The 13,499-nt window shown below is 60.7% G+C and carries 6 protein-coding genes and 5 pseudogenes; 5 read left to right on the forward strand and 6 right to left on the reverse strand.

Translation table 11 applies throughout. The annotated features are described in order from the left end of the window. Window position 1: 1 nt before the first annotated feature. Both galU and ilvD read right to left on the reverse strand, forming a co-directional pair. Window positions 2-898 (reverse strand): UTP--glucose-1-phosphate uridylyltransferase GalU, encoded by an 897-nt coding sequence (gene galU, locus AO684_RS13985; RefSeq protein ID WP_054303360.1) that lies wholly within the window; start codon window positions 896-898, stop codon window positions 2-4. A 209-nt stretch (window positions 899-1,107) separates the two neighbouring features. Next, window positions 1,108-2,946 carry a dihydroxy-acid dehydratase gene (gene ilvD / locus AO684_RS13990; RefSeq protein ID WP_054303361.1) on the reverse strand — a complete coding sequence of 613 codons (1,839 nt, stop codon included), beginning with the start codon at window positions 2,944-2,946 and terminating at the stop codon, window positions 1,108-1,110. Between the two features lie 280 nt (window positions 2,947-3,226). On the opposite strand from ilvD, the pseudogene AO684_RS22615 reads away from it, so the two are divergent. The 4 genes and pseudogenes from AO684_RS22615 to AO684_RS21375 all read left to right on the forward strand — a co-directional run. Continuing rightward, a pseudogene (locus AO684_RS22615) lies at window positions 3,227-3,349 on the forward strand (helix-turn-helix domain-containing protein); the annotation flags it as partial. A gap of 72 nt (window positions 3,350-3,421) precedes the next feature. Next, window positions 3,422-3,640: pseudogene (locus AO684_RS22340) on the forward strand (transposase); the annotation flags it as partial. After that, window positions 3,637-3,789 (forward strand): annotated as a pseudogene (locus tag AO684_RS22345) (transposase domain-containing protein); the annotation flags it as partial. The pseudogenes AO684_RS22340 and AO684_RS22345, both read left to right, overlap by 4 nt. Window positions 3,790-4,728: 939 nt before the next feature. Then, window positions 4,729-7,008 (forward strand): glycosyltransferase, encoded by a 2,280-nt coding sequence (locus tag AO684_RS21375; RefSeq protein ID WP_082401012.1) that lies wholly within the window; start codon window positions 4,729-4,731, stop codon window positions 7,006-7,008. Window positions 7,009-7,486: 478 nt separating this feature from the next. Here AO684_RS21375 and AO684_RS14010 read toward each other — a convergent pair. The 4 genes and pseudogenes from AO684_RS14010 to AO684_RS14030 form a co-directional block, all read right to left on the reverse strand. Next, window positions 7,487-8,613 (reverse strand): annotated as a pseudogene (locus AO684_RS14010) (IS3 family transposase). A 333-nt stretch (window positions 8,614-8,946) separates the two neighbouring features. Further along, entirely contained in the window at window positions 8,947-10,347 is a 1,401-nt protein-coding gene (locus AO684_RS14020; protein WP_054303365.1) for a phosphomannomutase, read from the reverse strand. 68 nt (window positions 10,348-10,415) lie between these two features. After that, window positions 10,416-11,282 carry an SMP-30/gluconolactonase/LRE family protein gene (locus tag AO684_RS14025; RefSeq protein WP_054303366.1) on the reverse strand — a complete coding sequence of 289 codons (867 nt, stop codon included), beginning with the start codon at window positions 11,280-11,282 and terminating at the stop codon, window positions 10,416-10,418. A gap of 42 nt (window positions 11,283-11,324) precedes the next feature. Continuing rightward, window positions 11,325-12,092, reverse strand: a complete 768-nt coding sequence (locus tag AO684_RS14030) for an SDR family NAD(P)-dependent oxidoreductase (RefSeq protein WP_054303367.1) — start codon at window positions 12,090-12,092, stop codon at window positions 11,325-11,327. A 174-nt stretch (window positions 12,093-12,266) separates the two neighbouring features. On the opposite strand from AO684_RS14030, the pseudogene AO684_RS14035 reads away from it, so the two are divergent. Next, window positions 12,267-13,499, forward strand: a pseudogene (locus AO684_RS14035) (hypothetical protein); the annotation flags it as partial.

Here is a 13,499-nt window from a genome sequence, read left to right on the forward strand (position 1 = left end):
GTTACTGCGCGGCTTTCTGTTGGGCCAGGGTGTCGTGGAGGTAGGCGGAGAATTCGTCGCGGAGGTCGTCGCGGGCCATGCCGAAGGCGACGGTGGCCTGCAGGAACCCGGCTTTCGAGCCGCAGTCGTAGCGCTGGCCCCGGAAGCGGTAGCCGTAGACGCCCGAGCCGCCCTCGCCAATCTCTTCGGCGATGGCATCGGTCAGCTGGATCTCGCCGCCCGCGCCCTGTTTCATCCGGTTCAGGTTGGTCAGCACCTTCGGCGACAGGATGTAGCGGCCGATGACCGCAAGGTTCGACGGCGCCTCTTCCGCCTTCGGCTTCTCCACCATGCCTTTGGCCCGGACGATGGTGCCCATGTCCTCGGCGATGTCGAGCACGCCATAGGCCGAGGCCTTGGGCGGCGGCACTTCCATCGCGGCGACCATGTTGCCGCCGGTCTGTTCGTAGGCCTCCACCATCTGCGCCAGGCAGGATTTCTCGGCCGCGATCACGTCATCGGGCAGCAGCACCGCGAAGGGCTCGTTGCCGATCAGGCGGCGGGCGCACCAGACGGCATGGCCCAGCCCCATCGGCCGGTTCTGCCGCACATAGGCGATGGCACCCGAATCCATGTTGGTGTCCTTCAGGACCTCCAGCAGGTCATCCTTGCCCTTCTTGCGCAGCGCGCTTTCCAGTTCCGGCGCGTGGTCGAAGTAATCCTCCAGCGCCGACTTGCCGCGCGAGGTCACGAAGATGAACTCCTTGATCCCCGCCGCCCGCGCCTCGTCGATCGCGTACTGGATCAGCGGACGGTCCACCAGCGTCATGATCTCTTTCGGGATCGACTTCGTCGCAGGCAGAAAACGGGTCCCGAGACCCGCAACCGGAAATACCGCCTTGGTCACTTTCTTTGTCATGGAATGTCCTGTCCGATAATGCATGAAACATGAATCGCAATGAGCCGCCCCCAGGCGGTTACAGCGGAAATCTTATTGCCTGATGCCGCGCGGTTCAATGCCCGCCCCGAAGTATGGGCGGACATCCGGTCATTCTGGCAGAAGGCACGCGGCCTGATCTGCCTTTGCCGGTTCCTTGAGCAGAAGGCATATCCCTCATCCATGCCGGATCACTCCGGCAGGACGCGCACGGCCCCCTTGTCGGCGGAAGACGCGAATTGCGCATAGACTTTCAGCGCGGTGGACACCTGCCGTTTGCGGGGTTCCGCCGGTTTCCAGCCCTTTGCCTCCTGCGCGGCGCGGCGGGTCGCCAGTTCCGCCTCCGGCACCGCCAGATGGATGGTGCGGTTCGGAATGTCGATCTCGATCCGGTCGCCATCCTGCACGAGGCCGATGGTGCCGCCCGCCGCCGCCTCGGGCGAGGCATGGCCGATCGACAGGCCCGAGGTGCCGCCCGAGAAGCGGCCATCGGTGATCAGCGCACAGGCTTTGCCCAGACCCTTCGATTTCAGATAGCTGGTCGGATACAGCATCTCCTGCATGCCGGGGCCGCCTTTCGGCCCCTCGTAGCGGATCACCACCACATCACCCGCCGTGACCTTGCCGTTCAGGATGCCGTAGACCGCCGCATCCTGGCTTTCAAAGACCACAGCCTTGCCGGTGAATTTCAGGATGGATTCATCCACCCCGGCGGTTTTCACGATGCAGCCGTCCAGCGCGATATTTCCCTTCAGCACCGCAAGCCCGCCATCCTTGGAGAACGGCGCCTCGGTGGAGCGGATCACGCCCTGCGTGCGGTCCAGATCCAGATCCGGCCATTCCGAGGCCTGGCTAAAGGCCACCTGCGTCGGCACGCCGCCCGGCGCGGCGAGGTAAAGCTTGCGCGCCTCGGGATTGTTCGACTTGGCGATGTCCCACTGATCGATGGCGGCACCGATGGTCGGGGCATGGACGGTGGGGCAGTCGCGCACGATCAGCCCGCCGCGGTCCAGCTCGCCCAGAATGGCCATGATGCCCCCGGCGCGGTGCACGTCCTCCATATGGATATTGGCGATATTCGGCGCGACCTTGCACAGGCACGGCACCTTGCGCGACAGCCGGTCGATGTCATCCATGCCGAAATCCACCCCACCTTCCTGCGCGATGGCCAGAAGGTGCAGCACGGTATTGGTCGAGCCGCCCATGGCAATATCCAGCGACATCGCATTGTCGAAAGCAGCCTTGCTGGCAATCGTGCGCGGCAGCACAGAGGCATCCTCTTCCTCATACCAGCGGCGGGCCAGTTCGACAGACCGGCGCCCGGCCTCAAGGAACAGCCCCTTGCGGAAGGCATGGGTGGCAAGGGTCGAGCCATTGCCCGGCAGCGCCAGACCCAGCGCCTCGGCCAGACAGTTCATCGAATTGGCGGTGAACATGCCGGAACACGAGCCGCAGGTCGGGCAGGCGCCCTGTTCGATAGCCGCCAGATCCTCGTCCGAAACCTTGTCATTGGCCGCTGCCACCATGGCGTCAATCAGGTCGAGCTTCAGCACCCGCCCGTCGCCCATCTGGACCTTGCCCGCCTCCATCGGCCCGCCCGAGACGAAGATCGCGGGGATGTTCAGCCGCATGGCGGCCATCAGCATGCCGGGGGTGATCTTGTCGCAGTTGGAGATGCAGACCATCGCATCGGCGCAATGGGCATTGACCATATATTCCACGCTGTCGGCGATCAGCTCGCGCGAGGGCAGGGAATAGAGCATCCCGTCATGACCCATGGCGATACCGTCATCCACCGCGATGGTGTTGAATTCCTTGGCGATGCCGCCCGCCGCCTCGACCTCGCGCGCGACCATCTGGCCAAGGTCTTTCAGATGCACGTGGCCCGGCACGAACTGGGTGAAGCTGTTGACGATGGCGATGATCGGCTTGCCGAAATCGCTGTCCTTCACGCCGGTCGCACGCCAGAGGCCACGGGCCCCTGCCATGTTGCGGCCATGGGTAGTGGTGCGGGAACGATATGCGGGCATGTGTCTGATCCGAAGGCTGGCTGTCCGGGGACAGCACTGCGCCTTCGGGCGGGAAAAATCAACCGCCCCTGCGATTTTTGGCTGTGAATGGCCACTTCGCTGCCACGGCCCCAGCAAGGATTCTGCAGGCTGGAGGAGCACCGAAACGGTACCCGTTGCACGAGACTACGGGAATTACAAAACATAATATAGATTATCTGAGTAGCTGGTATCTCGTGGGCACATTCTAAACTGGGTTGCGACAGATCCCCTATCTTGCAGGAAAGCAAGGAGAACGGATATGAGCTACCGAGAGCTGGATCTGCGTGAGGGGATCTCGATCCAGAAGATGCTGGAAGAAAAACAGCCTGTCAGCAGGATCGCCGCCGAGATCGGCAGGCATCGTTCGACCGTCTCTCGTGAGATCAGGCGGAACGCCTTCGAAGACGACGAACTTCCGTATCTGAATGGCTACTACGGGATGAACGCGCAGAAGTATGCGACCCAGCCTGTGGTGGACAGGCTGGCCGATCACCTGAAACGGTCGGGCAAGCTGTTCATGGATGAGACCACCGCCCCGGTGCTGGATCCCGGGCGCGGGACGACAAAGACCGGATACCTCTGGGCGCTGGCCCGCGATGACCGGCCCTGGGGCGGCGAGGACCCGCCCGGCATGGTCTACTTCTACGCTCCCGGCCGCGCGGGCGAGAATGGGGCCGCATCGCCTCGCTGATCGGAACCTGCAAGATCAACGGCGTAGAGCCCTTCGCTTACCTCAAGGCTACCCTCACGGCGATCGCCAAAGGCCATCCGCAAAGCAACATCGACGACCTGCTGCCGTGGAACTTCAACCCGTCAAGCTAAGCCGCCAGTGGGGGCCAGCGACCGCTTACTTTCGTCCCGGCAAGAGGGGTGGCACGATGTGCCACGCTTTCTGCCACGCTGTGCCAATAAATCTTTAAGTGATTGAAATCATGAACTATTTTTACCGTGGACAAAATCCGCGAAAATCCCTGAAAAACGTAGCGATTTCAGTTACATGCAACTTGCTGCGTCAGGTGTGTAGAAAAGGCAGCAGAAACGACTGCCCTACCTCGCTTCTGGCTCAATTTCCTGCACGGGAATTTCCCTTCGATCCTGCCCGCGAAAGCCGCAGGCGAGGCAACGCTTGCTAGTCTTCGGTCACGTTCTGATCATTTTTCAGTAACTGTATCTGTCAGCTCTACGGCAACGGGAGGTCACAACAGGTGGCAAGGCCATGCTGATCGGGATATCGGAACACGGCAATCGATATTCGCGCAAGCTCTTCATCCACGAAGCTCGAATGGTGCTGCATCTCGTACGTGACCTACTCCTGATCGTCGGGCAGATTTCTGGCTGACTTAAGCTACTCTCTGCCCCGCTGGTGGGTTTCGATCTGGTTGAAGTAGACCACGGCGGGCGGCTGTCCGCCATGGGCGGCGTGGGACCAGTAGTGATTATAGAAGATGATCCATTGGCCGATGGCAGCTTTGGCCTCCGATCCCGTCTCCCAAGCGTGCAAGTACAGGCAGTCAACATCGGTCCGGGTGTCCGCACGAATGTCAAGGATTACTAGCAACTATACACCCCAGCAGTCTGGCGCCCTAGCAGGCTGACGTGACAGTCTTGGCGCCTCGGCAATATCGCCACTTGCGATACGGCCCCAAGCAAGGCAAAACGACCTCTGGGCTGGAGCGCGGAGTTGGGTACAGACGCCATGTGCGCCAGTTCTTGGAATTGGCGAGAAAGCAATCCAAATTAGATAAAAGGTGGCCTCTAATCATGAGCAAACATCCAACCCTGTCAGTTATTATAACCTTGTACAATAACGCAAGGTACATCCGTGAAAATCTTGAAAGCCTTGAAAATCAAATACTAACAGATTTCGAGGTTATAATCATGGATGATGGATCCACCGACAACCCAACAGAAATTATTGATCCGTTCCTAGAACGAAACCAGAACTGGAGGTACTACTCCCATAACAATCGTGGCGTGGGATTTTCGCGAAATCGCGCGGTACTTTATGCTCGAGGTGAATACATAGGTTTTCTTGACAGTGATGATTATGTCACCAAAGACTATTTTTCAAACCTCATCTCTATAGCCAAACATGAAAATGCGTGTGTAGTCCTATCCAACTTCACCAAGGTAGACGAAACAACAGGTAAGGAAGTTACCGACAGGAAGGACAGATATGATTCGTTGGGAAAACTACCACACAGTGAAAGACTGTCATATATATATGGTGGACGTATGTTCGGTATGGCATGCGCATCCATTTTCAAGAAGAAGCTAATCATTGAGAATTCTATTCTATTTCCTGTAAATACGTACCATGAAGATATATTCGTCTTACCACGCATTTATGCAAAAGCAAAAAATATCTCACACAGCTCAAAGAAAGGCTATGTGTGGAGAATGCGTGGAAATTCAGAAAGTCACTCCATAAGCGCTCGACATATAATTAATATTCTTCACGCCCTAACAGAAATGGAGGATTACCTAAAAAGCCACAAAAGCTATGAGCACATCAAACGCAACTTTACCACACATTGCATCATGTACCTCAACGGGTTACTACGGCGCATCAAAGAATCAAGTGCATCACCTCAACTCCAATCTTACCTGTTAGACTTGCTATATTCAGCATCCAAAATGATTCTATCTGACAAGATAGACTTTATTCCTCTGCACAAAAAATCCTATGGACCATTTGTTGAATTTTTCTCCCAGGAAAGATCAGAAAATAAGCTCATAGTTAATTCATTCAGGCAACGCCCCTTGCGGATGAAACACTGCGACGTTCTATTTTTTCCACATAAGGGATACCATACGATCACGATGGTGCCGGTCGCACATGCATTACAAAATATCGGCTTATCGTGTGCATTTGTAGACATGACAGATGCGTATGCAGATGAGAAGGCCTACGAAAATTTTGACCTAAGTTCATTCCTCGTCGTCAGCTACGAGGAAATAAAGAATGGGACAGTATCTTATTCCGCATCCGTATTTATGAACGATTGGGACTTAAAATGTGCCCTTCCCACAATTACTCATGATAACGCCGCTGGGCGATCAACTTTTGGCATTGTCGAAGGAATTCAGGACTTTTGGGACAAGGACACTGGCAGACATCGCACTCCTTATCAAAACGTTCAGTATTTGATTGCAGCAGGAGAGCACGATCTACGCTATTTCTCCCCCACCCAGCACAAAAAGGTTCATATTGGTGGAGTACCTAGAGTACTTGACCTACTAGACAATGCCGTCAGTTACCCCAAGGCACACGTAGCTCTCCTGAACTCAAACTTCACATATGGGGTTCTGGAAAGCCATCAGATGGACTTTCTAAACTTGGCCCAAAAATCTGCAAGAAGCGCCGGTTTTGATGTGGTTATCAGCAAGCATCCGCAAGACACAGGAGATCTTTCGGCATTCACCGTATCGCCTAAAAATATGTATGCGGCATTAAGGGATTCTTCCGTCCTGATTAGCCGCTTTAGTAGCGCCATCATCGAAGCATTAGCAATGGGGAAGCCAGCCATATACTTCAATCCTGGCTTAGAGGAAGTTGACAAGTTTACCAACCCTGAGGGAGCCTTCGAAATATGTCATAGCGAGGCAGATCTTCAAGAATCCCTTACTCGGATAAAAAATTCCCTTCAGCACAAATCCGAAATAGAGATGGGAGAACAGATTCGGCATTCAGCAAGAAAATTCCTCAAAACTCATTGCGCGATAGGGCAAAATGGAGCAAATCCAGCGGGAATTGCTGATTTCATTGCATCTAACACAATTGTCCTTCGACAAAATCAAGACCATCTGGAGAGCAATGTGGTTCAGAAGAATTTCCTGAGCATTAGCAGGAGAGGCGATATGGAAGTCTTTCTGCGTGACATGGCGACATGCATTTTACTTGATATCTCAACCGGCCATTTGAGATTAATTGAGCTTGAGGCGCAAGTTGAAGATGCCTTAAATGCGCTACCAACCGAAAACTCCGTGCGTATGCACTTCCTTCAGGTTCTGGATTTCTCTAAATTAAATGTCGCATGATACGTTATGCTCGTCATAGGCCCCCGGACGGGACAGGTTGTATCTGGCGGAGCTTTTTCTGGACAAGAGCTATGGGGCGCCACTTTGGGGATCGTTCCAGAGGGACACAGACCACCCGGCTCTGGACCTGTCTGCTCGACAACCGGCTCTTTGCAGGCAGGGCACCCCGGCAGTTCCACTTGGTTGAGACCGCCTTCTGAGGGTTTGTCTTTTGGTCTAGCCACCTGTCGTTATTTATGTCGTTAGCGACGTCACCTGTGAGGGATGGGATCATGCCGCAAGAGATTTTGACGGGGATTGATCGGCGGCAGTGCTGGTCCGATACGGAGGAGCGATCAATTCTCGCGAAGGTTGGCGTGGACGGGGCGAAAGCCTTGCGAGGAGATCGATTTCCTGCCCGTCGAGATAACGGTCACGCACGCCCCGGTCGAGATCGTGCGGTAATCCTCCCCGTTTTAACGGGGTGCAGCAGTAGACTTCAGGCAGCCATCTTCAGTTTCTGGGCGGGTGTGATGCCGCCTATGCCCATGTTGGGGCGCTCATTGTTGTAAGTCCATAGCCAGTCGGTTGCGATCTCCTGCGCCTCCTCGATGGTTTCAAAGATGTAGAGGTCCAGCCATTCATGCCGGACCGTTCTGTTGTATCGCTCGACGTAAGCATTCTGCCGGGGCTTTCCGGGCTGGATGTGGTTGAGGGCAATGCCCTGCTTCTCGGCCCAGATCATCAGCGTGGAACTGATGTATTCCGGGCCATTGTCGACCCTGATCGCCAAGGGCTTCCCGCGCCATTCAATGATCTGGTTCAGCGACCGGACGACCCGCTCGGCCGGGAGCGAGAAGTCGACCTCGATGCCCAGGCCCTCACGGTTAAAGTCGTCCAACACGTTCAGAAGCCGGAACTGGCGGCCATCGGACAAGCGATCAGCCATGAAGTCCATCGACCAGACTGTGTTCGGTGCCTCAGGGACGCTGAGTTCATCGGGTTTGTCGCGCTTGATCCTCCGGCGGGGCTTGATCCGCAGGTTCAGTTCCAGCTCGCAGTAGATCCTATGGACGCGCTTATGGTTCCACGGGTGCCCCTGTACGTTGCGCATGTGCAGGAAGCACAATCCAAAACCCCAGGTCCGGTGCGCCTTGGTCAGCCCTTCCAGCAGGTCTGCGATGAACTCATTCTCAGCATCGCGCTTCGGGCTGTAGCGAAAACAGGTCTTGCTGACACCAAAGGCCCGGCAGGCCAGCGCGATGCTGACCCCCTTCGTCGCCACTGCCTTCTCGGCCAGCTCGCGGCGTTGAGCTGGCCGCGTCATTTTTTTCCAAGGGCTTCCTTGAGCAACTCGGCCTGCATGCTCAGGTCCGCAAACATGCGCTTCAACCGCCGGTTCTCGTCTTCAAGAGACTTCATCTGGCTCATCATCCGTCGCCATGGTCACTCGGACCAGTGGCGTTCCCATGGCTCGACATCCATGCCGCCATACTTCGATCGCCACTTGTAGAAGCTCGCCGTGCTGATCCCATGCTCACGGCAAAGTTCAGGCACGGCCACCCCGCTCTCGGCCTGACGAAGCACAGCCATGATCTGCGGCTCGGTGAAACGGCTCTTTCTCATTCGAATCTCCTCAGCTCACGCTACGAGAAAATTCTACTTATGCAGCCCCTTAACCATGGGGAGGATTACCGTGCAGCTGAACGGGCGACGCCTGCGTGGGATTGAGGGCTGTCCCCCTCGCGGCATTACTGCAGTCATACCCATTCTGCTATCGCTTCATACAGTTGAAAGACCTGTTTCGCGAAGGCATCGCCGATGATCGAGTATTCTTCATAGCGGGTTACGTCTGATCCTGTCTGGATCGCTATGGCGCATAAGCGCGGTCAGGAGAGGCGACCCAACCTATCATCAACGCCAACACCGTGGTCACGGCAAGCCGCAATCCTAGTCAGGTCACCCGGCGCCGGAGGAGAGGTCGCGCAGCAGATGCGACAGCCGGTCAAGACCCTGACGCAGCAGCCCTTCCGCCCTCTCCGGGCTTTCGGCTTCGACATAAAGGCGAAATTCCGGGGCATTGCCCGACGGGCGCATATGGACCACGCGGCCGGAGGCCAGCGTGAGGCGCAGGCCATCGGTCCGGTCGGTCGCGATGCAGCTTTCCCCCAAGGTGCCGAGCAGTGCTTCCAGCTGTGCCGGATCTGTCCCGAACCCGGCCAGAAGCGCGCGGGCAGCCTCGGGCGGCACCTCCTCCAGCCGGTCGGCGGCGGTGAACCGCGCGGGCTCTGCCGCGACCAGCGCGGCCAGCCCCCCGGCCAGGCGCGCACGGCTCAGCACTGCGACCAGTGGCAGGAGGCTGTCGCGGGTGGCCAGCGGCGGCAGGGGTCCCGCAGGCCCCTGCGCGGCAAACCCCAGAAGGAAGCCGCCATTCGCCTCATAGCCCACAACACGGCCACCCGCCGCCGCCATCCCGGCGATGACATGGGGCGAGCCGATCCTTGTGCGGATCACCTGACGGAAGCGTCCGCCGGCGTCGACCCCGGTGTTGGAACTGACAGGGGTCACCACGGTTTCGGCCCCCAGCACCGCCGCCGTGATCTGTCCCAGCACATCACCGGGGATCAGGCGCCCCCCGGCATCGGCCAGCAGGGGCCGGTCGCCGTCACCATCGGTGGAAATCACCGCATCAAGGGCCGCATCCCGGGCCCAGACCCGCAGGGCCGCCCGCGCCTCCGGCGCGACCGCCTCGGTATCGACCGGGATGAACAGATCCGACCGCCCCAGATCCAGCCCCTCGGCCCCAAGCGCCGACAGCGCCGCCAGCAGAAGGTCGCGGCTGACGGCCGAATGGCTCCAGACCCCGATCCGCAGCCCGGCCAGCGCCCCCGGACCGAAAGCGGTGACATAGCGCGCCACCCAGGCGCTTCCGGCCGTGGTGCAAGGCCGGGGCTGCGGGCCGGGCATCGCCGCCGGTCCGGCGCCAAGCGCCCCGAGGATCGCGGTTTCATCGGCCTTGGTGATTTCGCCGCCCGGCAGATAGAATTTCAGACCGTTGCGGTCCGCGGGAATATGGCTCCCCGTCACCATGACCGCCGAAGCTCCGGCCTTCATCGCGGCCAGCGCCAGCGCGGGCGTGGGCACAGCCCCGCAATCGACCGTCTCCAGCCCCATGCCGCGCGCGGCCTCCAGCACCGTTGCCGCCAACGCGGGCGAGGAGGGCCGCAGGTCGCGCCCGACCCAGAGCGCCGTTCCGGCAGGACAGGCGGTGACAAAGGCCCGGACATAATCGGTGACCAGACCGGGGGTCAGTTCGCTGACAAGGCCGCGCAGGCCGCTGGTTCCGAATTTGGGTGCCATCACAAACCTCTTTTGCCGGTCACGCCGCCCGGCAGCCACGCATGGCGATCATGCGCAACCGCCGCGCCTCAGGGCGCGGCTGCCCCGATCTCGACCCGGTATTCGCGCTGGCCACGGGTGCCCGAGGCAGCGGCAAAGACCATGCCCGCGGCAGGGAAGGCCGCCCGCGCCGCCGCATCCATGCCCTGCAGGGCGCTGGTGCAGAACAGCGTGCCCAGATCCGGGCCGCCGAAGGCCGGGCAGGAGGTATGCGGCGCGTCGAAGTTCACCACCCGCAGCCGTTCGCCCTGCGGATCATAGGCCGCGACACGCGCCGCCCCCCATTCCGCCAGCCACATCACCCCGTCAGCGTCGATCACCGCGCCATCGGGGTTCAGCCCCTCGGCGGTCAGGTCCAGCCAGGCAACGGGCTGCCCGACGGGCCAGCCCTGCGCATCCAGCGCCACCCGCAGCACCCGGCCGGTCACCGTATCGGTGAAACAGGCGCTGCGCCCGTCAGGCGCGAAGCAGATCGCGTTCGGGATGGTCAGGCCGGTGAACATCCGCCGCATCTCGCCCCGCCAGTAGCGCCAGACCGACCCCGCCCCCGGTTCGGCATTGCGCCCCATCGTGCCGATCCAGAACCCGCCCTGCGGATCGGCGCGGCCATCGTTGGACCGTGTCACCGGATTGTCCGCCTCCAGCGCGACCAGCGGCTGGCGCTGCCCGTTGCCGAGATCGAACAGGAACAGCCCGTGCTGGCCCGCGATCAGCAGTTCGTCCCGGCTGACCCAGCCCGCCGCCGAAACCATTTCGGGGAAGGTCCAGTCCTGCGCCTGGCCCCCGGCCTGAGTCAGCAGCCTGCGGCCGGTGATGTCGAACCAGAACAGCTGTTCGCGCAGCGGATGCCACAGCGGCCCCTCGCCCAGATCACAGGGGCGGTTGTCGAAGATCATGCGGGCCTCCCTTATATTGTCCCGTGATACGGCCCGGCGGGATCAGCCGGTCACCACGACGCCGCCGTCAATGACCAGCGCCTGCCCCGTCATCGCCCGCGCGGCGGCGGAGGCAAGGAACAGACAGCCCCCCACGATATCGGCAGGCTCCAGCGGATCGGGCAGGCATTGCCGCTCCAGATGCGCCGCCAGCCCCTCGGGCGTGACCCAGAGGTCCTTCTGCTTCTGCGTCAGCACCCAGCCCGGCGCCAGCGCATTCACCCGGATGCGATCCGGGCCGAATTCGCGCGCGAGGCTGCGGGTCATGCCGTTGATGCCCGAATTGGCAGTCGTATAGAGCGGATAGCCCGCATTCCCCATCATGTAGCTGATGGAGGAGAAATTGATGATCGACCCGCCCCCGGCCGCCTTCATGCCCGCCGCAACCGCCTGGGCCGCGAAGAAATAGCATTTCAGGTTGATGGCCATGGCGCGTTCCCAGAAGGCCTCGGTCACCTCGGCGGCGCTGTGGCGCTGGTCATTGGCGGCATTGTTCACCAGAACGGTGACCGGCCCATGCGCCTCTGCCGCCCGCGCGATGGCGCCCTGGAGCGCCGGAATATCGGTGATGTCACAGGGCAGGAACAGCGGCCGGTTGCCGGTTTCCTCCGCCATGCGGTCGCAGAAGTCCGTCGCATCCGAGCGTTGCACGAAGGCCACCCGCGCGCCCTGGCGCAGAAACCCCTCGGTCAGCGCTGCCCCGATGCCGGAACCGCCGCCGGTGATGAAGACAGAGGCCCCCGCAAGATCGGGAAAGACGGAAAGGATCATGGCAGGCTCCTGCGGCTGAACGGCACTGCCCCGTGATAAGCGCAGCCGGGTCACAGGCCAAGAGCCCGCGCGAAAAATCCCATGGACCCGGCTTTGCCCTGTCCTTATGGTCTCCCGAACCTCTTTTCGACCGTTTCCGCAGGAGACGGTTTTCTTCAAAATACAGAGTGTCCCATGCCTGCCCCCAGTTCCGAAACCGCCCTCCCCCGCACGATCCTTCATCTGGGGGCCCGGCGCGGAGACCGGCTGGAGGCGTTCCGGGCAACGGGCGCGACCTCTATCCTTCTGGTTGAGCCCGAGGCCGGAATGGCCGCAGGCCTGCAACGCCGGACCGCCGGCATGGCCGGGGTTCGTGTCCTTGCCGCCGCGGCCGGGGCCGAGGACGGGCGCGGCCAGCTGTCGGTGATGTCGCTGCCCGAGCTGAACAGCCTGACCCGCCCCGGCCCGGGGCTGAGCGCGCTTTATCCCGGCCTGCGGCAGGAGGGGCGGCAGGAGGTCGACCTTCTGTCGCCTGCGCGCCTGCTGGGCGAACTGGGCCCGGCCGACCAGCCCCTGCTGCTTGTGATCGAGACACCGGGGCAGGAGCTGGCGCTGCTGGAGGCCTGGAAAGGCGCTGGTGCGCTGGAGCGGATCGACCTCCTGGAACTGCATTGTGCCGAAGAAGCGCTGTTCGAAGGCGCTGCGGACCGGGCCAAGATCGAGGCCTGGCTGACAGCCGAGGGATTCCTTCTGACACAGCGCGACACGGCGGATCCCGACTGGCCGGTCCTGCATCTGCGGCTGGACCATAGCGCCCGCGCCCTGACCCGGGCCGAGGCCCGGATCGCGGATCTGACAGACACCCTTGCGCAGGCCACCGCCGCCCTGGACGAATCGGAAGCCCGCCACAGGACCGCGACCGACCGGATCGCCACCCTCGACAAGGCGCTGGCCGAAACCAGGACCAGCGCCGAGACCAAGGCCACCGCCCTCACAGAGACTGAAGCCCGGCTCAAGACCGCAACCGACCGGATCGCCACCCTCGACAAGGCGCTGGCTGAGGTGAAGTCCGGTGCCGAGACCAAGGCCGCCGCCCTCACCGAAACCGAGACCAAGCTCAAGACCGCGACAGACCGGATCGCCACCCTCGACAAGGCGCTGGCTGAGGTGAAGTCCGGTGCCGAGACCAAGGCCGCCGCCCTCACCGAAACCGAGACCAGGCTCAAGACCGCAACCGACCGGATTGCAGCCCTCGACAAGGCGCTGGCCGAGGTGAAGTCCGGCGCCGAGACCAAGGCCGCCGCCCTCACCGAAACCGAGACCAGGCTCAAGACCGCAACCGACCGGATTGCAGCCCTCGACAAGGCTCTGGCCGAGGTGAAGTCCGGCGCCGAGACCAAGGCCGCCGCCCTCACCGAAACCGAGACC

The sequence above is a fragment of the Gemmobacter sp. LW-1 genome (assembly GCF_001303875.1).
Lineage (GTDB): Bacteria > Pseudomonadota > Alphaproteobacteria > Rhodobacterales > Rhodobacteraceae > Gemmobacter > Gemmobacter caeni.